This is a genomic window from Nonomuraea endophytica (assembly GCF_014203235.1).
Lineage (GTDB): Bacteria > Actinomycetota > Actinomycetes > Streptosporangiales > Streptosporangiaceae > Nonomuraea > Nonomuraea endophytica.
Map to the genome: position 1 here is coordinate 26,506 of NZ_JACHIN010000029.1, position 20,630 is coordinate 47,135.

Annotated in this window: 23 protein-coding genes, 2 tRNA genes and 1 riboswitch; of the genes, 12 read left to right on the plus strand and 13 right to left on the minus strand. The window is 70.3% G+C overall.

Annotation, left to right across the window (positions count from 1 at the left end):
* Positions 1-7 precede the first annotated feature (7 nt).
* Entirely contained in the window at positions 8-1,123 is a 1,116-nt protein-coding gene (locus HNR40_RS51935; RefSeq protein WP_184976029.1) for a PP2C family protein-serine/threonine phosphatase, read from the plus strand.
* Positions 1,124-1,604: 481 nt separating this feature from the next.
* Here the strand turns inward: HNR40_RS51935 and HNR40_RS51940 are convergent, their stop codons facing one another.
* On the minus strand, positions 1,605-2,207 hold the full coding sequence (locus HNR40_RS51940) for a response regulator transcription factor (RefSeq protein WP_184976032.1): 603 nt from the start codon (positions 2,205-2,207) through the stop codon (positions 1,605-1,607).
* Between the two features lie 154 nt (positions 2,208-2,361).
* Here HNR40_RS51940 and HNR40_RS51945 point away from each other — a divergent pair, with 154 nt between their 5' ends.
* Positions 2,362-3,669: a M50 family metallopeptidase gene (locus HNR40_RS51945; protein WP_184976035.1), complete on the plus strand. Its 1,308-nt coding sequence runs from the start codon at positions 2,362-2,364 to the stop codon at positions 3,667-3,669.
* Positions 3,670-3,674: 5 nt separating this feature from the next.
* Here HNR40_RS51945 and HNR40_RS51950 read toward each other — a convergent pair whose 3' ends face one another.
* Complete coding sequence (locus HNR40_RS51950; RefSeq protein WP_184976037.1) at positions 3,675-4,175, minus strand: DinB family protein; 501 nt, start codon at positions 4,173-4,175, stop codon at positions 3,675-3,677.
* Positions 4,176-4,186: 11 nt separating this feature from the next.
* On the opposite strand from HNR40_RS51950, the gene HNR40_RS51955 reads away from it, so the two are divergent.
* From HNR40_RS51955 to HNR40_RS51970, 4 genes are all read left to right on the plus strand, one after another.
* On the plus strand, positions 4,187-4,543 hold the full coding sequence (locus HNR40_RS51955) for an MmcQ/YjbR family DNA-binding protein (protein WP_184976040.1): 357 nt from the start codon (positions 4,187-4,189) through the stop codon (positions 4,541-4,543).
* A 111-nt stretch (positions 4,544-4,654) separates the two neighbouring features.
* Complete coding sequence (locus HNR40_RS51960) at positions 4,655-5,326, plus strand: GAP family protein (protein ID WP_184976043.1); 672 nt, start codon at positions 4,655-4,657, stop codon at positions 5,324-5,326.
* A gap of 54 nt (positions 5,327-5,380) precedes the next feature.
* Positions 5,381-5,776 (plus strand): YbaB/EbfC family nucleoid-associated protein, encoded by a 396-nt coding sequence (locus HNR40_RS51965; RefSeq protein WP_184976046.1) that lies wholly within the window; start codon positions 5,381-5,383, stop codon positions 5,774-5,776.
* Positions 5,773-6,120 (plus strand): hypothetical protein, encoded by a 348-nt coding sequence (locus HNR40_RS51970; protein WP_184976049.1) that lies wholly within the window; start codon positions 5,773-5,775, stop codon positions 6,118-6,120. The genes HNR40_RS51965 and HNR40_RS51970 overlap by 4 nt, the downstream gene beginning before the upstream one ends.
* On the opposite strand, the gene HNR40_RS51975 is transcribed toward HNR40_RS51970, so the two are convergent.
* From HNR40_RS51975 to HNR40_RS51995, 5 genes are all read right to left on the minus strand, one after another.
* Positions 6,106-6,669, minus strand: a complete 564-nt coding sequence (locus HNR40_RS51975; RefSeq protein WP_184976051.1) for a type VII secretion system-associated protein — start codon at positions 6,667-6,669, stop codon at positions 6,106-6,108. The genes HNR40_RS51970 and HNR40_RS51975 overlap by 15 nt on opposite strands.
* Positions 6,666-7,718: a scabin-related ADP-ribosyltransferase gene (locus tag HNR40_RS51980; RefSeq protein ID WP_184976054.1), complete on the minus strand. Its 1,053-nt coding sequence runs from the start codon at positions 7,716-7,718 to the stop codon at positions 6,666-6,668. Before HNR40_RS51980 ends, HNR40_RS51975 begins: the two co-directional genes overlap by 4 nt.
* 74 nt (positions 7,719-7,792) lie before the next feature.
* The gene (locus HNR40_RS51985) at positions 7,793-8,746 is read right to left on the minus strand and encodes a coiled-coil domain-containing protein (protein ID WP_184976057.1); all 954 of its coding nucleotides are present in this window, start codon (positions 8,744-8,746) and stop codon (positions 7,793-7,795) included.
* A 6-nt stretch (positions 8,747-8,752) separates the two neighbouring features.
* Positions 8,753-8,889: riboswitch (cyclic di-AMP (ydaO/yuaA leader) on the minus strand.
* 66 nt (positions 8,890-8,955) lie between these two features.
* Positions 8,956-10,017: a galactose-1-phosphate uridylyltransferase gene (galT, locus tag HNR40_RS51990; protein ID WP_184976060.1), complete on the minus strand. Its 1,062-nt coding sequence runs from the start codon at positions 10,015-10,017 to the stop codon at positions 8,956-8,958.
* Positions 10,014-10,793 carry a DeoR/GlpR family DNA-binding transcription regulator gene (locus HNR40_RS51995; protein ID WP_184976063.1) on the minus strand — a complete coding sequence of 260 codons (780 nt, stop codon included), beginning with the start codon at positions 10,791-10,793 and terminating at the stop codon, positions 10,014-10,016. The genes galT and HNR40_RS51995 overlap by 4 nt, the downstream gene beginning before the upstream one ends.
* Positions 10,794-10,927: 134 nt before the next feature.
* Here HNR40_RS51995 and HNR40_RS58075 point away from each other — a divergent pair, with 134 nt between their 5' ends.
* Positions 10,928-11,005, plus strand: a complete 78-nt coding sequence (locus tag HNR40_RS58075; RefSeq protein ID WP_376773618.1) for a 50S ribosomal protein bL37 — start codon at positions 10,928-10,930, stop codon at positions 11,003-11,005.
* A gap of 3 nt (positions 11,006-11,008) precedes the next feature.
* On the opposite strand, the gene HNR40_RS52000 is transcribed toward HNR40_RS58075, so the two are convergent.
* Both HNR40_RS52000 and HNR40_RS52005 read right to left on the minus strand, forming a co-directional pair.
* A complete protein-coding gene (locus HNR40_RS52000) occupies positions 11,009-12,286 on the minus strand; it encodes a dihydrolipoyl dehydrogenase family protein (protein WP_184976067.1) in 1,278 nt (425 codons plus the stop codon).
* Between the two features lie 42 nt (positions 12,287-12,328).
* On the minus strand, positions 12,329-13,648 hold the full coding sequence (locus HNR40_RS52005; protein WP_221341884.1) for a TrpB-like pyridoxal phosphate-dependent enzyme: 1,320 nt from the start codon (positions 13,646-13,648) through the stop codon (positions 12,329-12,331).
* Between the two features lie 134 nt (positions 13,649-13,782).
* On the opposite strand from HNR40_RS52005, the gene HNR40_RS52010 reads away from it, so the two are divergent.
* Together HNR40_RS52010 and HNR40_RS52015 are read left to right on the plus strand one after the other, a co-directional pair.
* A complete protein-coding gene (locus HNR40_RS52010) occupies positions 13,783-14,592 on the plus strand; it encodes an alpha/beta fold hydrolase (RefSeq protein ID WP_312896869.1) in 810 nt (269 codons plus the stop codon).
* 17 nt (positions 14,593-14,609) lie between these two features.
* A complete protein-coding gene (locus tag HNR40_RS52015; protein ID WP_221341885.1) occupies positions 14,610-14,864 on the plus strand; it encodes a hypothetical protein in 255 nt (84 codons plus the stop codon).
* 28 nt (positions 14,865-14,892) lie between these two features.
* On the opposite strand, the gene HNR40_RS52020 is transcribed toward HNR40_RS52015, so the two are convergent.
* The gene (locus HNR40_RS52020) at positions 14,893-15,753 is read right to left on the minus strand and encodes an LLM class flavin-dependent oxidoreductase (RefSeq protein WP_246510872.1); all 861 of its coding nucleotides are present in this window, start codon (positions 15,751-15,753) and stop codon (positions 14,893-14,895) included.
* Positions 15,754-15,810: 57 nt separating this feature from the next.
* On the opposite strand from HNR40_RS52020, the gene HNR40_RS56970 reads away from it, so the two are divergent.
* Positions 15,811-17,586: a trypsin-like peptidase domain-containing protein gene (locus HNR40_RS56970; protein ID WP_184976078.1), complete on the plus strand. Its 1,776-nt coding sequence runs from the start codon at positions 15,811-15,813 to the stop codon at positions 17,584-17,586.
* Between the two features lie 5 nt (positions 17,587-17,591).
* On the opposite strand, the gene HNR40_RS52030 is transcribed toward HNR40_RS56970, so the two are convergent.
* Positions 17,592-18,200: a nucleoside/nucleotide kinase family protein gene (locus HNR40_RS52030; RefSeq protein WP_184976081.1), complete on the minus strand. Its 609-nt coding sequence runs from the start codon at positions 18,198-18,200 to the stop codon at positions 17,592-17,594.
* A 429-nt stretch (positions 18,201-18,629) separates the two neighbouring features.
* Positions 18,630-18,703 (minus strand) — tRNA-Gly (locus HNR40_RS52035).
* A gap of 89 nt (positions 18,704-18,792) precedes the next feature.
* On the opposite strand from HNR40_RS52035, the gene HNR40_RS52040 reads away from it, so the two are divergent.
* Positions 18,793-18,866: transfer RNA gene (locus HNR40_RS52040), tRNA-Pro, on the plus strand.
* A gap of 66 nt (positions 18,867-18,932) precedes the next feature.
* Here the strand turns inward: HNR40_RS52040 and HNR40_RS52045 are convergent.
* Positions 18,933-19,400 carry an ATP-binding protein gene (locus HNR40_RS52045; protein ID WP_184976084.1) on the minus strand — a complete coding sequence of 156 codons (468 nt, stop codon included), beginning with the start codon at positions 19,398-19,400 and terminating at the stop codon, positions 18,933-18,935.
* A gap of 228 nt (positions 19,401-19,628) precedes the next feature.
* Between HNR40_RS52045 and HNR40_RS52050 the strand changes: the two genes are divergently transcribed.
* On the plus strand, positions 19,629-20,495 hold the full coding sequence (locus HNR40_RS52050) for a Sco1979 family transcriptional regulator (protein WP_184976087.1): 867 nt from the start codon (positions 19,629-19,631) through the stop codon (positions 20,493-20,495).
* Positions 20,496-20,630: the final 135 nt, after the last annotated feature.

A 20,630-nucleotide genomic window follows, 5' to 3' on the forward strand; every position in this document is an offset into this window, starting at 1 on the left:
CCGCATCATGAGTTCCCGTCCGGCGCCGCTGATCCCGCCACGGCTCCGCGCGCTCCTCGTGCGGGTGCCGTTTCTGGTGCCCGTTGTCCGGTTCCTCCGACGGGGACCGCTGGCCCGTGACCGGAATCTCACGATCACCCTCAGTGTGCTGACTCTGGTCGTCGGAGGTCTGGCCGCCCGGGTGTCGACCGAGTGGTTCTCGCCCTCGCTGCTCATCCTCATCACGCTGGTGGGCGGGCTGCAGCTCAGGTTGCGGAGCCTGGCCAAGCTGCTGGTCGTGGTGGCCGTGGCGCTGGGCTACATCGCGATCACGCTGGGCGTCGGCAGGGTCGGGCTCGGGCTCATGGTGACGATCGGGTTCACGACGGTGCTGGCCGTGCTCATGGCGCGTACGCGCGGCAAGCTCGGCGTGCAGGGCCTGCGCGGCGACGCGATGCTGCTGGAGCTGCGCGACCGGCTCAGGAGCCAGGGCGAACTGCCCGCGCTGCCCAAGGACTGGGGCGGCAAGGTGGTGCTCAAGCAGGCGGGCGGCTCCTCCTTCGGCGGCGACTTCCTCGTCTCGATGCGCGACGGCGACAACCTGGAGATCGCGCTCGTGGACGTCTCCGGCAAGGGCGTCGACGCGGGCACCAGGGCGCTGCTGCTGTCCGGGACGTTCGGCGGGCTGCTCGGCTCCGTCGACGACTTCCTGCCGGCCTGCAACACCTACCTTCACCGCCAGCGCGGCGACGAGGGCTTCGTGACGGCGGTGCACGTACGCATCAACCTGGCCACCGGCTCCTACACGATCACCTCCGCCGGTCACCCGCCTGTCGTCAAGCTCGACGCGGGCAGCGGCGGCTGGCAGGTGGCCACGGCCAAGGGCGTGGTCCTGGGTGTGGTGCCCGACCTGCACTGCGAGCCCGACAGCGGCGTGCTGCGCAAGGGCGACGCGCTGCTGCTCTACACCGACGGGCTGATCGAGCAGCCGGGCCGCGACATCGACGCGGGCCTGGACCGCCTGCTGGGCGAGGCCGAGCGGCTGCTGCCCAACGGCTTCCGCGACGGCGCCCGCGCGCTGGTCAACTCGATGTCGTCGGGACACAACGACGACTGCGCGCTGGTGCTGATCTGGCGGCCGTGACGTTTCACACGGGTGACCCTGTGTGCTCCTTCATGCGCAGATAGTGTTCCCGGTCACTGGCAGGGGCCGGTGGCGGCCTGAGATTCTCAGAGGACCAATCCCCCTGACCCGCGGAAAGAGGCGCAACGTCGTGCACTCGCAGGTCCCGCAGCTCCGCTGAGAGCCGCCCATGATCCCCGGGTCCCGGGGGAGCGGCGCGGTTCCGCCGGGGCCCGGCCAGAAGCCAGGTGGCCCCGTGGTCGCTCGCGGGCCGCGCGCTTGTGGCCGGTGTGGCCAACGTGGGGGAGGCCGCCGCCGGGCCCGGCCGCGGGCACCAGCCGAAGCCTCGGCTGGTGTGCCACCTGCCGAGACCTTCACGAGGCCCACCTGCCGAGACCTTCACGACGCACCTGCCGAGACCTTCACGACGCACCTGCCGAGACCTTCACGACGCGCACCTGCGGAAATCTCCGGAAGCACAGCCCTTCAGAAGCACAGACTTTCAGAGCCAGCCGGAGTCGTTGGCGATGCGGACCGCGTCGAGCCGGTTGCGGGCGCCGGTCTTGCACATGATGCGCGACAGATGGTTGCGCACCGTCCCCACCGAGAGGAACAGCTGATCGGCGATCTCCGTGGACCGCGCCCCACCGGCCGCGATCCGCAGCACGTCGAGTTCGCGCCGGGTCAGCGGGTTGGCCGCGGACTCCAGCGCCGCGACGGCCAGGTCGGAGTCCACCGCCCGCCGGCCGGCCGCGATCTGCCGCACGCCCTCGGCCAGCTGCTCCGGGCCGACGTCGAGGCTCATGAACCCGAGCGCGTGCGCCGCGAACGCCCCCCGCACCTGCCCCGCGTTGGGGTGGGCGGAGACGACGAGCACCTTGCAGCCGGGCGCCTTCTCGTGCAGCCGGGTGGTGACGGCGAGCCCGCCGCCGGGCAGATCCAGATCGATTACAACCGCCGCGGGCAGGTGTGTCAGGGCCTCGGGCACCACGTCCTCGCCGCTGCCGACCTCGGCCACGACCGACAGGTCTGCCTCGGCTTCCAGCGAGGACACCAAGCCTCGCCGTACGAGCGGCAGGTGTTCGGCAACGAGGATCCGGATCAACGTGCTCCCTTCGTCATACCCCAGGGTGATCGCGCGACTGCGCACTGTCAACGCAGTCTGTCGATTCCGCAAAGCGTGCGCAAGCCGTTCAGGTGTGGAGACTTCGACTACTCTGGGGTTGTCAAGCCCTTCCGTGACCCTGGAGCGCCCCTAGATGATCTGGCTCACCATCGCGGGATTCGCCTTGTTCTTCATTGGTCTGGCGGCCTCCATCGCGCTGCACGAGCTCGGCCACATGGTCCCCGCGAAGATTTTCGGGGTGCGGGTGACGCAGTACATGGTCGGCTTCGGGCCGACCCTGTGGTCGAAGCGGAAGGGCGAGACCGAGTACGGGGTCAAGTGGATCCCCCTCGGCGGCTACATCCGGATGATCGGGATGCTGCCGCCGCGCCCGGGCGACGACCCGACGAAGCTGCGCAGGGCCTCGACCGGGCCATTCCAGGGGCTCATCGACTCCGCGCGCGACATGGCGCAGGAAGAGGTACGGCCCGGCGACGAGAGCCGGGTCTTCTACCGCAAGAAGTGGTGGCAGAAGGTCATCATCATGTCCGGCGGCCCGCTGATGAACTTCGTGCTGGCCTTCGTCTTCTTCGCCATCGTGCTGATGTACTTCGGCACTCCCGTCCAGAAGCCGATCGTCTCGCCGATGACCACCACCTGCGTCATCCCGGTCGCGGAGAAGCGCGCGGAGTGCAAGCCGGGTGACCGGCCCACTCCGGCAGCCCAGGCGGGCCTGAAGGTGGGCGACGAGATCGTCGCCTTCAACGGCGTGACGATCACCTCGTGGGAGGACGCGACCAGGAAGATCCGCGCCCACGGCGCGGGCCCGGCCAAGCTCGGAATCATGCGGAACGGCCAGCCGGTGACGCTCGACGTCAACCTGATCGCCCAGGACCGGCCGAACCTGGAAGACACCAAGAAGATCGACAAGAACGTCGGCTTCCTCGGCGTCGCCCCCACCCAGGTCAACGAGAAGCAGTCCATCGGCGCCGTGGCCGGGCACATGGTCGACCTGACGGGACAGGTGGCCAAGTCGCTGCTCAACCTGCCGGAGAAGATGGTCGGCGTCTGGCACGCCGCCTTCTCCGGCGAGGAACGCGACCGGCAGGGCCCGGTCGGCGTCGTCGGCGCGGGCCGGATGGGCGGCGAGATCCTCTCCTCCGACCTGCTGTCGGGCCAGGAGAAGATCGCCACGTTCATCAACCTGCTGGCCGGCTTCAACCTCGCGATCGGCGTCTTCAACCTGATCCCGCTGCTGCCGCTGGACGGCGGTCACATCGCCGGCGGCCTGTGGGAGGGGCTCAAGCGCGCCTTCGCCCGCGTCTTCCGCCGACCCGAGCCCCGTCACGTGGACATCGCCAAGGTGCTGCCGCTGACGTATGTGCTGGCCATGGTGATGATCATCATGGCCGGGCTGCTCGTCTACGCCGACCTGGTCAACCCGATCCGCCTGTCCGGCTGACGCTCTTACTCGCCCGTGGCCCCGTCGATCCGCTCGCGCAGCAGGTCGGCGTGGCCGTTGTGGCGGGCGTACTCCTCGATCATGTGGAAGTAGACCCAGCGCACCGACACCGTCAGCGGCTCGCGGGTGCGGTGCACGACCCCGTCCAGCGGCACTCCCGCGGTCGCCTCGCGGGCGGCGGCGATCTCGCTCTCCCACGTCTTGAACGCCCCCGCCCGGCCGTCCTCGTCGACGCGGTCGAAGTCGGCGTCCGGATCCTCGTCCGTGACGTAGATGAACGGAAGATCCGTCTGCCCGCCGAGGCGGCGGCGGAACCAGCTGCGCTCCACCTCCGCCATGTGCCTGATCAGCCCGAGCAACGACATCGTGGACGGCGGCAGGGCCCGCGTCCGCAACTGCTCGTCGGTGAGCCCCTCGCACTTCCAGGCGAGTGTCTGCCGGTGGTAGTCGAGGAAGCCTTCCAGCGTGCTTCGCTCGTCGCCGTCCACGGGTGGTTCGATGCGCATAGCCTAAGACTATGGACCAGCTGGAACGCCTGCGGAAACTCTGCCTGGACCTGCCGGAGACGACGGAACGGCTCAGCCACGGCGAGCCCACCTGGTTCGTGCGGGACAAGAAGACGTTCGTCATGTTCGCCGACCATCACCACGACGACCGGCTCGGCTTCTGGTGCGCCGCGCCGCCCGGCGTGCAGCAGGAACTGGTGGCCGAGGATCCTGAGCACTACTTCCGCCCGCCGTACGTGGGGCATCGGGGCTGGCTCGGCGTCTACCTGGACGTGGCGGTCGACTGGGCGGAGATCAAGGAGATCGTCACCGACGCGTACCGGATGATCGCCCCCAAGACCCTGGTCAAGCAGCTCGACGCGCCCTGACGCGGCGGCCGGTCCGCCCTGGAGTGCAGACACTGTAGGCAGAAAGGTGTAGTCCGGATTGGCTCGCGCGTAGGAGTCGGGGCGCCGGTCGTGGCGGCAGGATAAGTGACCATGACGACAACAGTCCTCCTGACGCTGGTGGGGCTCGCCCTGGTGGACAGCACGAGTTTCGGCACGCTCGGTGTGCCACTGGTGATGATGCTGGCCTCCGACCGCAGGCAGGTCGGCCGGATGATCATCTACCTGGCCACGATCACGCTCTTCTACTTCCTGGTGGGCGTGGCGCTCATGCTGGGCCTGTCGGCGTTGCTGGAGAACTTCGGGGACGTCTTCCAGAGCCGTACGTTCCTGTGGGTGCAACTGGTCGTCGGTGTGGGCCTGTTCCTGCTGAGCTGGCGCTTCGACTCCAAGAAGCAGAAGAAGCAGTGGGAGCCGCGCCTGGGCGGGCCGGGCACGATGGTGTCGCTGGCGCTGACGATGGGCGTGGTCGAGGTGGCCACGATGGCGCCGTACCTGGCGGCGATCGGCATCATGACCGCCTCCGGGCTGACGCCGATGCAGTGGGGGCCGGTGCTGGCGGGGTACGTGCTGGTGATGGTGCTCCCGCCGCTGGCCCTCATGGCCGGGCGCGGCCTGGCGGGCAACTGGCTGGAGCCGAAGCTGGCCAGGCTGCGCGACTGGATCCTCAAGAACGCCGCCTCCATGGTCGGCTGGACGCTGGCCATCGTGGGCTTCCTCATCGCCCGCGACGCCGCCGCCCGCCTGTTCGACTGGTTCCAGTAGGTGTTCACCCCGATGGGGTGGTTCGCGCGGGTAGGGGTGCGATAGAGAGAGCTCATGCACGAGAACGGGCACCCCATCGGCGAGATGCTGACCCAGGCCATCCAGGCGCTGGAGCGGGCGGCGGAAGCGCCCGCCGACGCCGTCTTCCAGGGCGACGGCGTGGCGGCTGACGGGCAGGTGCGGGTGGTGGCCGGGCCGGACGGGCGGTTGCGGGAACTTCATCTCAACCCTCGGGTGATGCGCATGGCCTCGGAGGACCTCGCCCGGGAGATCCTCGGCGCGGTCAACGCCGCGCTGGACGACCTGCGGGCGCACGTGCCGGGACTGGAGGGCGTCGATCCCCAGTTGCTCGCCCGGACGATGGGCGGAGCGCACGCCGGTGTGATGGGGCGGCTGGAGGAGTTCGCCGACGGGGTGGAGCTGGTCGTGCGTCGGCTGGAGGAGCGGTGAGCGGGTTCGACCAGGGGCCGGACGTCTCCCATGCCGACCTGCGCGGCACCGGCGCGGGGCTCGGCCAGACCGGCACGACGTGGCTGGAGGCGGTGGCGGAGCTGCGCGCCGGTCTTGAGGGACAGGGCGATCCCTGGGGCGAGGGTCCCGGGAGCATGGTCCAGGCCGCGTACCTCGAGGTCACCAAGAAGGCGCTGGAGGTCTGCGAGGCGCTGGGGGAGCGGCAGGTGACCTCGGGCGAGGACGTGCGGGTCATGGAGGCGAACTACAAGGCCGCCGAGCGGCGCGTCGAGGAGGAGGTCGCGCGCGTCAGGCGGCTGCTGGAGGGGTCAGGACCGGCGTAGCTCGTCGGGGCCGAGAAGCACACCGGCGGGCCCTTCCGGGTTGACGACGACGCCCACGTCCGCGGGCAGAAGTGCGACCAGGTCGCCCCCGCGCAGCCGCTGCCAGTCCATGGCCCCGTCAGGCAGGCTCCGCGGCAGGTGGGCCCCGGCCGTGTAGGCGAACGCCGCCCGGCCCTCGCCCGTGTCGAACACCGGCACCCCGCCGCCCGGCCCGGCGGCCACGATCACCTCCGCCGCCAGCAGCAGCGGCACGATGTCGTCGCCGGTGGCGTAGCCGGTCGAGGCGAGCTGCAGGGCGCGGTCGAGCGGGTCGGTGGGCTCGGGGTGGCCCAGCGCGACCGGGGAGGGCCGGTAGCCGGCGTTGTGCTGGAAATCGCCGGTGATCTCACCGCGCGCGTCGACCTGCCAGGCCCCGACGATCCCGTACGGCGGGACCTCCCCACCGGGGTCGAAGAACGGATCGATCGCGTACATCCAGGTCCCCGGGCTCTGCCGGGCCTGCCGCCGCAATTCGTCGGTGATCGGCGGGGGCGGTGGGACGTCGTTCACGGCGATCCTCCGGGGAAGGGGTCGTAGTGCGGGTTGGGGATGAAGTTCTGCGGCGTTTTGGGCACCCCTTGCGGCCAGGCGCCGGTGATGTATCTCCGATGCACTCCGCCGGGGAAGGCGATCTCGCGTTCGTGGGACAGATGGCTCGCGGCCTTCACGGTGTCCTGGACGTCGATCCCGCCGGGGGCGTCGACCTCGTAGACGTAGCGGCGCGGGACGACGTTGTCGATGTCCATGCGCGTGCTGGTCCCGACGAAGGCGGACGGCTTGGCCTTGAGCACGTAGTCGGACAGGTTCGTCATCGACGGGTCGCGCGGCCGTAGCCCTCGCTCGAAGACCTCGTCGGGAGCCTTGTCCTCGGCGCGGTAGACCGGCGGGCGGTCACGCCGCCAGATCGGGTACGGCGTGATGGACGCGACGTCGACGTTCTTGTCGGCCGCCGACTCGAGGTGGTTGCCGGGGCCGCGCACGGGCGTCGGCGGCCGCTTGCCCGGCGGGATCGCGCCGGACCCCGTCTTGGTGGCCGGCTTGCGCAGCAGCGCGGACGCGCGTCCGAACAGGCGCAGCGCGCTGCGTTCCAGAAGTTCGACCATCCGGCGGATGATCTCCCGCGCGGCCGTCCTGGCGTCGCCCACGGCGGGACCCACGGCGGCCAGCGAGGCGCCGGCGGTGGGGCCCGAGGCCACGACCAGCCGCGACAGGTGCAGGGCGAGCCGCATGAGCAGGACGATCAGCGCCACCTTCATGGCGAGCACGATCATCGCGGAGATCTGTAACGCGCCGCCGATGAGCAGCGCGGCGGTGACCGCGTCGCCGGAGCGGCCGGAGGTGTCACGCCACTCGCCGTCGAACGCCCGGACGCCCTCACCCGCGTTGCGCGCGGTGGTCCGGGCGGCGTGCGTGGCCGCGGTCGTGGAGACGCGCACCGCCGTCATCGCGAAGGAGATCCACTGCGTTCCGGCCGCGTAGAGCCGGTCCTCGTCGACGAGCGGCCACGAGACGACGATGTTGAGCAGCATGGCCAGCCCCGGCGGTGGCTGCAGCGCCACTGTGCCCCTCCTTGCCCCGGTGATCACATCCGAGGCGTCACTGTAGTGGGACGGGGCCGCGCGGGGCCGGGTCTTCAGTTCATGGAGATGTGCGGGTGGTCGAAGTGGTTCTCGGTGATGCTGCCGCGGTCGCTCATCGCCCGCCATCCCGAGCCCATGTTGATGCGCTGCTTCCAGATCACGTACTTCACGCCGAAGCGGTCCTTGTTCTTGATCGCCCAGGCCGCGATCTGGTCGCCGAGGGCCTGGTTGGCGGCCGTGGGCATGGAGCCGCCGGTGCTCATCATGAAGTCGCAGGCCCGGCCGAGCGGGTGCTCGCCGCCGCCGCCCGAGCGGTAGCAGCCGACCTCGAAGGGCAGGTTGAAGGTCTTCTTGATCTCGTCGCGGATGATCCGCATGCGGGAGGTGATGTTGTCGGAGCCGGAGGGCAGCTCGGGGGACCAGGTGCCGTTGTTGCGCTTGCCGGTGCCGTACGGCATGAGGTCCTGGAGCTTGTCCTTGATGTCCTTGATGACGCCTTCGGCCTCGTCGCGCTCCTTGTCCACCTCGTCCGCCTGTCCGGCGATCTGGGTGGTGAGCGCGGCGGCCGCGTCGGCGGCCTTCTTCTTCTCGTCGCGGGCGGCGGCGACGCCCGCGATGACCGCCTGCTCCTCGTCGGTGAGCTGCTCCAGTACGGCCGCGCCCGGCGCGTCAGGCGTGTAAAGGAAGCCGGGCAGCGAGGTGCCGGTGCCCTGGTAGCGCAGCTGGGCGATCTCGGCCACCCGCCGCTCGGCCTCGACCAGCGCCGTCTCGGCGGCGGCCAGGCGGCCCTGGGCGGCCTTCTCCGCCTCCTTCGCCTTGGCGAGGGCCACGCGCTTGCCGTTGTAACTCTCGATGAGCTTGTCGACCTGTGTGTTGAGCTTCTTCAGCTCGGCCCGCAGCTGCTTCTCACTCGGCTTGGGCGCGGCCTGCGCGGTCGCGGGGGTGAGCGCCAGAGCTGCGGCGGTGATGAGACCGATGGCCAAAGTCGCGGGGGACGCAACCGCCACGTGGGGCATTCCTCTCCATCTGCCGGCCGGGTTAGCTGACGGGTTCGGGCAGGAGATGCCCTACCACCGAAGTGGATTCACCCCAGGTGAGGGTGGGTCCCCGGCTCCCGGGCAACACGCCCGGGATTAGGCGGCAACGGCTGTGACAACCGGTGCGTGAGGGATATTAGTAGTAAATGGCGGGTAACGCGACTCCAAGAGGAAACCAATTAGTGATCTACCTGTGATCGAAGCAGTCGCGCCGCCTCCTCGGGCAGCACGTCGTTGACGAAGGCCCCCATCGCCGACTCCGACCCCGCCAGGTACTTGAGCTTGCCGGGCGCGCGCCTGATCGAGAACAGCTCCAGGTGGAGATATCCCAGCTCACGCAGGTGCCGCACCGGCGCCTGGTGCCACGCCGAGATGTACGGCATGGCCATCCCGAAGATCCCGTCCAGCGCCCGCAGCACTGAGGTGTAGAGCGGCGCGAAGGCCGCCCGCTCCGCCTCGGTCAGCGCCGCGAGATCCGGCACCTGCCGGTGCGGATAGACGTGCACCTCGTACGGCCAGCGCGCCGCGGCGGGCACGAAGGCGGTCCACAGCTCGTTGGCCGCCACGACCCGCTCCCCGGCCCGTTCGGCGGCCAGCACGTCGGCGAACAGCCCCGGCCGCCGCTGCGCCGCCGTGAGCTGCAGCTTGGTCCGCGGCGTCACATAGGGGTAGGCGTAGATCTGCCCGTGCGGGTGGGGCAGCGTGATCCCGATCTCCTCGCCCCGGTTCTCGAAGATGAAGACCTGCTCCACGCCGTCGATCGCGGACAGCTCGGCGGTGCGGTCCGCCCACGCCTCCATGACCAGCTCGACCTGCGCGTCGCTCAGCCGCGAGAACGACGAGGAGTGCTCGGAGGTGAAGCACACCACTTCACATCTCCCCGCACCCGGCCGAACCTCACTCAAGCCGCCCACGTCGTGATAAGTCCCAAAATTTCCGCTGAAAGAGGGGAAGCGGTTCTCGAACACCACCACGTCATAGTCGTGCGCCGGGATCTCCGAGGCCCGCGTGTCGGACGACGGGCACAGCGGGCACTCGTCGGCCGGCGGCAGGAACGTCCGCGTCTGCCGGTGCCCCGCGATCGCGATCCACTCCTCGGTCAGCGGGTCGTAGCGCAGCTCGGAGGCGAGCGGCCGGGGGTCGAGCGGCCGCTGGTCCACCGCGCCGCGGTCGGCGTCGTCGCGCCGGTCGAAGTAGATCAGCTCTCGCCCGTCGGCCAGGTGTGTGATGGTGCGCTTCACTGCGTGCCCTCCGCGATGATCAGTTCCCCGACGCGCTCGGTCAGCTCGGCGCGCGCCTCGGCGGGCAGGCCCTGGTCGCTGATGACGACGTCGGCCTCCGCCAGGTCGGCGATCGTGCTGATGCCGACGATGTTCCACTTGGTGTGGTCGACCGGCACGACCAGGCGGTGGGCGGCGGCCACCAGCTCCCGGTCGGTCTCCGACTCCAGCAGGTTCGGCGTGGTGAACCCGGCGCGCACGCTCATCCCGTGCACGCCCAGGAACAGCGTGTCCACGTGCAGCCTGCGGATCGCGGCGACGGCGACCGGACCGACCAGCGCGTCGGAGGGCGTGCGGACGCCGCCGGTGAGCACCACCGTGCGGTCGGTGCGCGGGGTGCGGTGGAAGACGTCGGCGACCGGGACCGAGTTGGTGATGACGGTGAGGTCGGGGACCGAGACCAGGTGGTGGGCCAGCGCCCACGTGGTGGTGCCCGCCGACAGGGCGACCGCGGTGCCGGGCCCGACCAGCTGGGCGGCGCGGCGCGCGATCGCCTCCTTCTCCTGCTGCTGGCGGGCGGACTTGGCGGTGAAGCCCGGCTCCTCCGTGGAGCCGGGGCCAAGCGTGGTCGCGCCGCCGTGCACCTTCTCCAGCAGGCCGCGTTCGGCCAGGGACTCCAGGTCGCGCCGGACGGTCATGTCGGAGACGCCGAGCTCGCGCACGAGGTCGGCCACGCGGACGCCGCCGCTGGCCCGGACCCGTTCGAGGATCGTCTGTTGCCGCTGCTGGGCGAGCACGCGCCCTCCTTCCAACAAGTTCAAACAGATTATGACATGAACATGTTGAAGAATGTGAGGTCGCTTGCCGGGGGCCCTGGTCTGGGATACGCATGCCGTACCCGGAAAACGGCCCGCTCAAAGGAGGACGACGGATGGCAAGGCGCGCCCGCAAGTCCCGAGCACGCAAGAAGAAGAAGGCCAACCACGGCAAGCGCCCCGCGTCGCGCTGACGGTCACCCGGCCGCGGTGAGCTCCTTCACGGCGGCCGAAACCGCCCGGTGGAACGTCGGGTAGGCGTAGATCATCTCGTCGAGCCTGGTGAGCGGGACGCGCGCGTGCACCGCCAGCGTCAGCAGGCCCAGGACCTCGCCTCCCGGCGGCGCCGCGACGGTCGCGCCGACCAGGACGCCGTCGGCGGCCACCAGCTTGACCAGCCCCTCGGCCTGGGCGATGTAACCGCGCGTGCCCAGGTCGCCCACGGCGATCCGCACGTCCAGGCCCCGCTCGCGGGCCTGCGCCTCGGTCGGGCCCACCGCGCCCACCTCGGGATCGGTGAAGGTCACCCGGGGCACGGCGTGGTACTCGGCCTCGTGCACCGGCTCGCCGAGGATCTCCTTGACCACGATGTTCGCCTGGTACATCGACATGTGCGTGAAAGCGCCCTTTCCCACCGCGTCGCCGATCGCCCAGACGCCCTCGGCCGCGCGCATCCGCGCGTCCACGGGGATCGCCCGCGCGCTCTCGTCGAGCCCGATCGCGCCGACGCCCAGCGCCTTCAGGTCCACCCGGCGGCCCGTCGCCACCAGCAGCCGCTCCGCCTCGGCGCCGGCGAGCGAGAAGCGGCCGTCCGCGTAGTCCACGCGCGCGACCTTGGCCGAGGTACGCACGTCGATGCCACGTCCGGTGAAGACCTTCTCCAGCAGCGCGCCGGCCTCCGGCTCCTCCAGGGCGATCAGCCGGTCGGCCGCCTCGACCACCGTCACCGCCACGCCGAACGCCCGGAACATCTGCGCCAGCTCCACCCCGATCGCGCCGCCGCCCAGCACGATGATCGACTCGGGCAGCTCGGCGTTCTCGATCGCCTCATGGTTGGTCCAGTACGGCGTGCCCGCCAGCCCCTCGATCGGCGGCACGGCCGCCTGCGAACCGGTCGCGATCACGATGCCGCGCGCCGCGCGCAGCACCTGGTCGCCGACGGTCACCTCGCCCGGCCCGGTGACGCGCCCGTGGCCCCTGACCAGGTGGCCGCCCTTGCCGGTGAAGCGGTCGGCGGCCACCTTGTCGTCCCAGGAGTCGGTGGCCTCGCGCACCCGGCGTACCAGCGCCGGCCACTCGCGCGAGGTCTCCGCCTCGTGAATCATGATCTTCGAGGGGATGCAGCCCCAGTAGGGGCACTCGCCGCCCACCAGGTTCGACTCGACGGCGGCCACCCGCAGCCCCGCCTCGGCCAGCCGGCCGGCCACGTCCTCGCCGCCCGGACCCATCCCCAGCACGATCACATCGACATCCATCTCACGAACATAACCGCGCCGGCTCCCGGAAAACCGCAGGGATCACCCGGAATGTGGCAAATTCGCCAGTGCCTGGTCGACCCGCTCCTGCGGCAGCGCGTAGTCCTCCAGCTCGCCCGCCAGGTAGCGGTCGTAGGCGCCGAGGTCGAAGTGGCCGTGCCCGCACAGCGCGGTCAGCAGTACCTTCTCCTCGCCGCTCTCCTTGCACCGCAGCGCCTCGGCGATCGTCTCGGCCAGCGCGTGCGTCGGCTCCGGCGCCGGCACGATCCCCTCCGTACGCGCGAAGCGCACACCGGCCTCGAAACACTCGCTCTGCGACCTGGTGACCGCCTCGAACAGGCCCAGCTCGTACATGTGCGACAGCAGCGGCGACATGCCGTGGTAGCGCAGCCCGCCCGCGTGGATCGGGTCCGGCACGAAGTCGTGGCCGAGCGTGTGCATCTTCAGCAGCGGCGTGAACCCGGCCGTGTCGCCGAAGTCGTAGGCGTAGCGGCCGCGGGTGAACGACGGGCAGGCCTCCGGCTCCACCGCGCGGTAGGACGTCCGCGGGCTCTCGCGCATGAACGGGAAGGCCAGCCCGGCGAAGTTGGAGCCGCCGCCGGTGCAGCCGATGACCAGGTCCGGCATCTCCGGCATCTGCTTGAGCGCCTCCTCGCCGATGACCGTCTGGTGCAGCAGCACGTGGTTGAGCACCGAGCCCAGCGCGTACCTGGTGTCGGCCGCGGCTCCCGCCACCTCGACCGCCTCGCTGATCGCGATGCCCAGGCTGCCGGTGGAGTCGGGGTGCTCGGTCAGGATCTTGCTGCCCGCGCTGGTCAGCGGGGACGGGCTGGCGTGGACGGCGGCGCCGTACACGCGCATGAGAGAGCGGCGGTAGGGCTTCTGGTCGTAGGAGGCGCGCACCATCCAGATCTCGCACTCCAGCCCGAACTGCGCGCACGCGAACGCCAGCGCCGAACCCCACTGCCCGGCCCCGGTCTCGGTGGTGAGCCTGCGCACGCCCTCGCGCTTGTTGTAGTACGCCTGCGGGACGGCGGTGTTCGGCTTGTGCGAGCCGGCGGGGGAGACGCCCTCGTACTTGTAGTAGATGCGCGCGGGGGTGCCCAGCGCCTTCTCCAGCCGGTGCGCCCGGATCAGCGGCGTCGGCCGCCACAGCCGGTAGACGTCCAGCACGTCCTGCGGGATCTCGATGAACCGCTCCCCGCTCACCTCCTGGCCGATCAGCTCCATCGGGAACAGCGGCGCCAGATCGTCCGGGCCCACCGGCTGCCCTGTGGCGGGGTGCAGCGGTGGGGGAGGGGGCGTGGTGAGGTCGGGAACGATGTTGTACCAGTGGCCGGGAAGCATTGGTTCTTGTGCCATGTGGTCCATTGAACTGCGGCGCAGCCCGGTTGGTCAGACCCAGTCCTTCAGCTATTCAACGTTGCTATCTACCGGTAGTAAGTGCTACTTTATACCGGTAGATAGCAACGCTGAATAGCTGAAGGGAGTGTTCCGTGGGCAAGAACAGCGTTTCCCCCGCCCCTCCGAAGTGGACCGGCATGGTGCCGGTCGGCGATACGGCCCTGGCCGTGACCGACACCGGCGGTCCCGGCATCCCCGTGCTCTACCTCAACGGCCACGCCGGCGTTCAGCCCCAATGGCGGCGGGTCATCGCCGACCTGGGGACGGAGTGGCGGCACATCACCTACGACATGCGGGCGCGCGGCAGATCGAAGCGTTCGGCGGACTACTCGTTCGAGACGAACGTGCGGGACGTCGATGCCGTTCTGGCGGCCAGGGGTGTGGAACGGGCGCTGCTGGTGGGCTGGTCGTATGGGGCGTTCGTCGCGGCGCACTGGGTCAGCCGCCATCCCGGCCGTGCCGTGGGCGCGATCCTGGTCGAGGGCGCGCAGCCGTACGACTGGCTCGACGAGGCCCTGGAGAAGCGGATCCGTAAGTTGTGGCGGCGGCTGAGCTGGTTCCTGCTGTTGCTGCGCCCGTTCGGCGTGGCCCCGAGGATGACCGCCGAGCAGCTGGCGAACAGCAACATCGAGGCGGGTGAGATCGCCCGCGAGCGAAAACTCGGCCCCGTGCTGGACAACATCACCGTCCCGGCCCGCTACGTGCTCGCGTCGGGGGCGTCTCTCGGGAGCAAGGGGGACGAGCAGGAACGGATCCGCGCCAGCCTCCCCGCGGTGACCGCCCGCAACCCGAACATCAAGATCAGCGCGAAGGTTTCCAGCAACCACGGCAACATCCTGCGCAAGGACTTCCGCGCCGTCGCCGCCGCCATACGCGAGGTCGCCGCCCTCGACCGGCCCTGAAGCCCCCTTCCCCTGGAGTGATCCCCTGCGGGAAGCGTGCAGGCGCCGCCTTCGACAGGGGTCCGCGCGCTCGCCCCGACCTGGGACGCGCCCTCGCCCGCTTTCAGCTCTCCACGGGCTTCGGCCTGGCCGTCTCCCCGGCGGTCATCACCGCACTCGCCGCCCACGGCCCGGCCGCCCTCTGGGGCGGCCTCGCCGGTGCGACACTCCTGTCCGCCTCCGCCGTCACCACGGAGACGGATCAAGGACGGACCGCCCGCTCGGCTCCCTGAGCTACCCGCGGCCCCGGAAGGTCCTGGGTCACAGGGCCACCTGCTCGCGCACCGCCGGCACCACCTGCTCGGCGAAGCGCGTGAGCTGCTCCCGCTGATCGCCCTCCGGCCAGAAGACGAACGCGTCGATGCCGTAGCCGACGGCCAGATCCGTCAGCTCGTCCACCCACTGGTCGGCCGGACCCTTCAGGAACCCCTCCGTCGCGCCATCGGTGATCGTGCCGCCCGCGTTGTATACACGCCGGATGTCGGACGGCTCACGGCCCGCCGCCAGCGCCGCCTCGTCGACCCGGGCGCTCATCTCCGCCAGCCGCTCCGGCTTCGCCCACCCCGACGACGGCACCCAGCCGTCGGCCAGCCGCCCCGTCAGCGCGAGCGCCCTCGGCCCGCCTGTGCCCAACCAGATGCCGATGTCGTGCGCGGGCGCCGGTCCCGTCTGGGCGCCGCGCAGGTGGTAGTGCTCGCCCTCGAAGCGCTGGTTGCGCTCGCCGCTCCACACGGCCCTGATCACCGTGATCGCCTCCTCCAGCGCGCCGAGCGCCTCCTTGGGGCTACGGCGCGGCCCGCCGTACGCGTCGATCGCATCCCAGAACGAACCGGCCCCAAGACCGAGCTCCACCCGCCCGCCGCTCAGCAGGTCGAGGCTGGCCGCCGCCTTGGCCAGCACGGCGGGCTGGCGCAACGGCAGGTTCGCCACGTCGGGGAAGACCGTGATCCGCTCGGTCTTGGCCGCGATGACGCTGAGCAGGGTCCAGGTGTCCACGTACCGGCGCTGGTAGGGATGGTCCTGCACGCCGATCAGGTCAAGGCCGAGCCGGTCGGCGAGCTGCGCGTACTCGATGAGGGGATCGGCGCTGTTCGGCACCAGGAAGTACCCGAAGTCCGTCATGACTCTGAGTATGGGACTACTCATGCGCCCGGCCGGGAGCGGGCTCACCGTGGCCTCATGGACGCCATGTCACAGACCCGGGCAGCGGCGGCGCGATACGCGAGCAAGCGGGATGACCGCGCGCGCATCCAGCGCCGCCGGGAGCAGACCGGGCAACGCATCGTGGACGACGCCGACCAGGTGACCGCCAGGGCCGAGCGGCTCGTCCAGCGCGGTACCGTCTCCGTCGCCACCGTGGAACGCCTCTCCGAGCAGAGCCCCGACCGCCTGCTCGAACGCATCGTCGGCGTCTCGGCCGACTTCCAGCCCGCCAACTTCCTGGCCAGGGGAGCGCGGGCCATCACCTCCGTGGGCCGCATCACCCAGGGCTCCAACGGCCGCGCCATCCCCGTCGGGACCGGTTTCCTGGTCGCGCCCTCGCTGCTGCTCACCAACAACCACGTGCTGCCCGACCAGGACAGCGCGGGCGAGGCCGAGGTCGAGTTCGGCGCCGAGATGAGCATCGACAACGACCCGCCCGCCTGGACCCGCTTCCGCCTCGACCCGTCGGCGGCGTTCGCCACCGACGAGGACCTCGACTTCACGCTCGTCCGCGTCGTCCCCGCCGCCGACGGCAGGACCGCCGGCGACCTGTACGGCTGGAACCGCCTGATGGCCCGCCAGGGCAAGATCGTCACCGGCGAGCCGGTCAACCTCGTCGGCCACCCCAACGGCCGCCTCAAGGAGATCACGATCCGCCGCAACGAGCTGACCATGCAGCTCGACCACTTCCTCCACTACAGCGCCGACACCGAACCTGGCAGCTCCGGCTCCCCCGTCTTCAACGACCAGTGGGAGGTCGTCGCGCTCCACCACTCCGGCGTCCCCGGCGAGGACGGCGCCTGGGTCGCCAACGAGGGTGTCCGCGTCAGCTCCATCCTGTCCGGCCTGCCCGTCGGCCTGCTGTCCGAGCTGGGCGCCGCCCCGCTCGCCACGGAATCGATCGCCCCGGTACGGCAGGCCGGCGCACCCGCCCGCCCCTCCGCCTTCGGCGGCACCCGCCACCTCGTCTTCCTCCACGGCCGGGGCCAGACGGGCCGCGACCCCCAGACCATGCGCCGCGAATGGATAGCCGGCCTCAACAAGGGCCTCACCCTGGCCGGCCTGCCAACGGTGGAACCCGCCGACGCGTGGTTCCCCTTCTACGGCGACACCCTCACCGAGCCCCTGGAATCCTTGGCCCCCGCCTCCCCGACCACCCGCGTCGTCTACGAGCAGCTCGTCGGCGAGGCCGCCGCGCTCGCCGGCCGCCCGGCCGACGGCCGCCGCGAAGGGCTGCTGACCGGCGTGCAGGGCGCCCTGTCCTGGCTGGCCTCCGCCACGAACCTCGACCACCTCCTGATCGCCGCCGTCTTCCGCGACGTGGCCGCCTATCTCGACGACTCCTCGGTACGGCAGGCCGTACTGGCCGCGGTCGAACGCACCCTCCCGGCCTCCGGCCAGGTGGTCCTGGTGTCCCACAGCCTGGGCACCGTCGTCGCCATGGACCTGCTCACCCGCCTGCCGGACGCCCTGGAGGTCCCCCTCCTGGTCACGTTGGGCAGCCCGCTGGGCTTGGACGCCGTCCAGGGCCGCCTGCTGTCGGGCGGCCCGCACCGCCCCGACCGGGTCGGCCAGTGGCTCAACGTCTGGTCACAGTCGGACCCGGTGAGCATCGGCTGCCCGCTGGAGGACGACTGGAAGGGCCAGGTGGACGAACGCGCCGCCGACAACCCGCTGCAACGCTCACACGACGTCGCCGAGTACCTGTCCCACCCGCACGTGGCCAGAGCCCTGCTACGCCACCTCACGTAGGTCGGCTACTCAAGCAAAGCAGGATGCCGAAGGTCGTCCACCTTCACCGCGACGTCCGCCGCCCGCACCGGACCGACCTCCCGCTCGTACCGCTCATAAGCGGGCAGCCGCCACCGCTCCTCCCCGGCGGTGTGCCGCTCCAGCGCCGCCGAGGACATCCACAGATGCACGCTCAGCTCGGCCGCCAGCCCCCGGCCGAGCAGCAGCGTCCCGTCCAGCACCACCACCCCGCCAGGCCGCACCTCCTGGTACGGCACGCGAAACGCCCGATCGGCCACACTGTCCCAGAGCCGGGGAAGCACCTGGCCGGAGCCGTTGAAGACCTCCCTGGAGATGGCCTTCACATCCAGCCAGTCGTCGTAGAAGGCGTCCGGGTCCGTCCTGCCGTACTCGAGCCGGAGCGAGGCGGGCCGCAGAAAGTCCCAGGCCGACACCCTGATCACCGGCCGCCCCAGCACCCTGAGCGGCTCGGCCAGCGCGTCCGCGTAGACCTCCGGCCGGGCGGCGGGCGCCCCGTCCACGATCACCCGCGCGGGAACGTCCCGAGGCAACTCCACGATGCGCTGAACCAGCTCATCAACCAGCGATTCCGGCGAAATCGGCCGCACCCCCATGCCACGACCCTATTGCCCCCTCGACCTCACCAGAGGTCCGGTGTGCCCGGGCGTGACCCTGGATCGGATCACACGTGGAGAGATCGATGCCGCATGTGGCGTGCTCCTGCGAGCCGCGGTGGCCGCAACTCATGGTCACGTTGGACGGACAGTGGTACCTCGGCCACCCAGGCTCGCGCGGCACGCACACTCCCCTCCTGCCTGATCATCCCGTCTGCTCGGCATGTCCCCTGGACGCGCGGACGGTCCGCGTGACTGGCACGCTGGCCGAACTCAACGGCGGGCTTCCGTCGCATCTGGGACAAGGTACGAGCCGGCGTGGGGGAGCGGGCACGAGGAGAGGCCATCGGGCACGCAAGATCGAAAAGACGTCTTGACGAACCCGAAAGGCCAGGTCACCCATTGCGGTTGACCTGGCCTTTCGGCTGGTGGAGCGGACGACGGGAATCGAACCCGCGTAGCTAGTTTGGAAGACTAGGGCTCTACCATTGAGCTACGTCCGCGCGAGCCGGTCCAAGTCTGGTCTAGACTTCATCCGGTCGTCAGGGCGTAAGCGTACCGGAGTCTCGGGCAGCTTGCGCACCGGGCGCAGCGGGGCGTGGCGCAGCTTGGTAGCGCGCTTGCTTTGGGAGCAAGAAGTCGCAGGTTCAAATCCTGTCGCCCCGACTTGCGGAAACGCCCCGTTCCTTGATCAAGGAACGGGGCGTGCTCGTCTAACTGCGCGGCTGAGGATCAGCGTTCGGTGCGAAACAGGGCCCAGACGGCCTTGCCGCCCCGGTCCAGGGGGTCCCAGCCCCAGCACTGGCTGTAGGTCTCGACGATGTAGAGGCCGCGGCCGTTCTCCGAGATGAAGTCGGGCTCCTTGCGGGTGGGCACCTCGTCGCTCGGGTCGGCCACCGCCAGCAGTACGTGGGGGGCGACGCGCATCAGCAGCAGGGTGAGACCGTGGTGGCCGCGGGTGTAGCGGACGGCGTTGGTGACGAGTTCGGAGACCACCAGCGCGGCGTCGTCGCTCAGTTCGGGAAGACCCCAGTTGTGCAAGGTATCGCGGGTGACGTCACGCGCGGTCTTGACCGAATCGGCCTGAAAGGGAAGCGGGCACGAGGTGGTGTACGGATGGGCCCGGCTGAGCAGGCTGTCGAAGCCGACCTCGCGGGTGATCTGCAGGCAGTCGGCAGTGGCCAGGGGGTCCTCCACCATCCCGCCGCTACCTCCCGCTTGCCCATCGGTTAGTGCATGTTTGGCCCAATATGCACTAGGCCATCATGGGTCACGACGCGCGTAGCTGCAAGACCCAAATGCACGTGCATGTGCAATGTGCAACCGCATGGGCGCTTCGGCCGGATATGCCGAACCGGACACGAGGTTGAGACCTTGTCATACCCGGCGGAGGGATGTCACTGTGTGTCCGGACGTATTGGAGGCAGTGTGACGCAGAACCAGCCGGGTTCCGGACCTACGGCGCTGCGCATCCTCCTCGGCTCCCAGCTCCGCAGGCTGAGGGAGGCCAAGGGCGTCACGCGTGAGGAGGCCGGCCACCTGATCAGGGGCTCGGAATCCAAGATCAGCCGGATGGAGCTGGGCCGCGTCGGCTTCAAGGAGCGCGACGTAGCCGACCTGCTGACCCTTTACGGCGTCAGCGACAACCAGGCCCGTTCCGCCGTCCTCGACCTCGTGGGCACGGCCAACGAACCGGGCTGGTGGCACCGCTTCAACGACATCCTGCCCTCTTGGTTCCAGGCGTACGTCGGGCTGGAAGAGGCCGCCGAGCGCATCAGGACGTACGAGGTGCAGTTCGTCCCCGGACTGCTGCAGACGAAGGAATACGCCAAGGCGGTGGTCACCGCCGGTTCGGCCGGCATCAGCGCCGAGGAGATCTCCCGCCGTGTCGACGTGCGCCTCGAACGGCAGCGCGTGCTCGACCGCCCCGACGGCCCGGTCTTCTGGGCGGTGATCGACGAGGCGGCGCTGCGCCGTCCCATCGGCGGCGCGGAGGTCATGCGGGCCCAGCTGGAGCACCTCATCGAGCAGATGCGCCAGCCCAACATCACCGTCCAGGTGATGCCCTTCGACTTCGGCGGGCACAGCGCCGAGGGCGGCGCGTTCAGCATCCTGCGCTTCCCCGACCGCGAGCTGCCCGACGTGGTCTACGTGGAACAACTCGCCAGCGCTCTCTACCTCGACAAGCGAGAGGACGTCGACCGCTACACCGAGGTCATGGAGCGCCTGTGCGCCGTCAGCACCACCCCGGACGAGACGGTGGAGCTGCTGCGCACGATCGCCGACGAGTTCTGAGCGCCGTCACGTCGTTGTTGGGTACGCATCTGCCCTAGACTGGCCAACGGCGTTGGATCCCGCCGTAGCGGAGCATGCCCGGCGCCGCTCATGTGGGCGCGGCGCGTGAGCCGTACCGAATGGACGCGCCCGCGC

Excerpts from the sequence above, each read along its gene's own strand:
- HNR40_RS56970 (WP_184976078.1), top strand. The coding sequence starts at position 15,811 with ATGGACGCCATGTCACAGACCCGGGCAGCGGCGGCGCGATACGCGAGC.
- HNR40_RS51955 (WP_184976040.1), top strand. The coding sequence starts at position 4,187 with ATGGACCAGCTGGAACGCCTGCGGAAACTCTGCCTGGACCTGCCGGAG.
- HNR40_RS52030 (WP_184976081.1), bottom strand. The coding sequence starts at position 18,200 with ATGGGGGTGCGGCCGATTTCGCCGGAATCGCTGGTTGATGAGCTGGTT.
- HNR40_RS52020 (WP_246510872.1), bottom strand. The coding sequence starts at position 15,753 with ATGACGGACTTCGGGTACTTCCTGGTGCCGAACAGCGCCGATCCCCTC.
- HNR40_RS51960 (WP_184976043.1), top strand. The coding sequence starts at position 4,655 with ATGACGACAACAGTCCTCCTGACGCTGGTGGGGCTCGCCCTGGTGGAC.
- HNR40_RS51945 (WP_184976035.1), top strand. The coding sequence starts at position 2,362 with ATGATCTGGCTCACCATCGCGGGATTCGCCTTGTTCTTCATTGGTCTG.
- HNR40_RS52000 (WP_184976067.1), bottom strand. The coding sequence starts at position 12,286 with ATGGATGTCGATGTGATCGTGCTGGGGATGGGTCCGGGCGGCGAGGAC.
- HNR40_RS52005 (WP_221341884.1), bottom strand. The coding sequence starts at position 13,648 with ATGGCACAAGAACCAATGCTTCCCGGCCACTGGTACAACATCGTTCCC.
- HNR40_RS52045 (WP_184976084.1), bottom strand. The coding sequence starts at position 19,400 with ATGGTGGAGGACCCCCTGGCCACTGCCGACTGCCTGCAGATCACCCGC.
- HNR40_RS51950 (WP_184976037.1), bottom strand. The coding sequence starts at position 4,175 with ATGCGCATCGAACCACCCGTGGACGGCGACGAGCGAAGCACGCTGGAA.
- HNR40_RS51935 (WP_184976029.1), top strand. The coding sequence starts at position 8 with ATGAGTTCCCGTCCGGCGCCGCTGATCCCGCCACGGCTCCGCGCGCTC.
- HNR40_RS58075 (WP_376773618.1), top strand. The coding sequence starts at position 10,928 with ATGGCAAGGCGCGCCCGCAAGTCCCGAGCACGCAAGAAGAAGAAGGCC.
- HNR40_RS51965 (WP_184976046.1), top strand. The coding sequence starts at position 5,381 with ATGCACGAGAACGGGCACCCCATCGGCGAGATGCTGACCCAGGCCATC.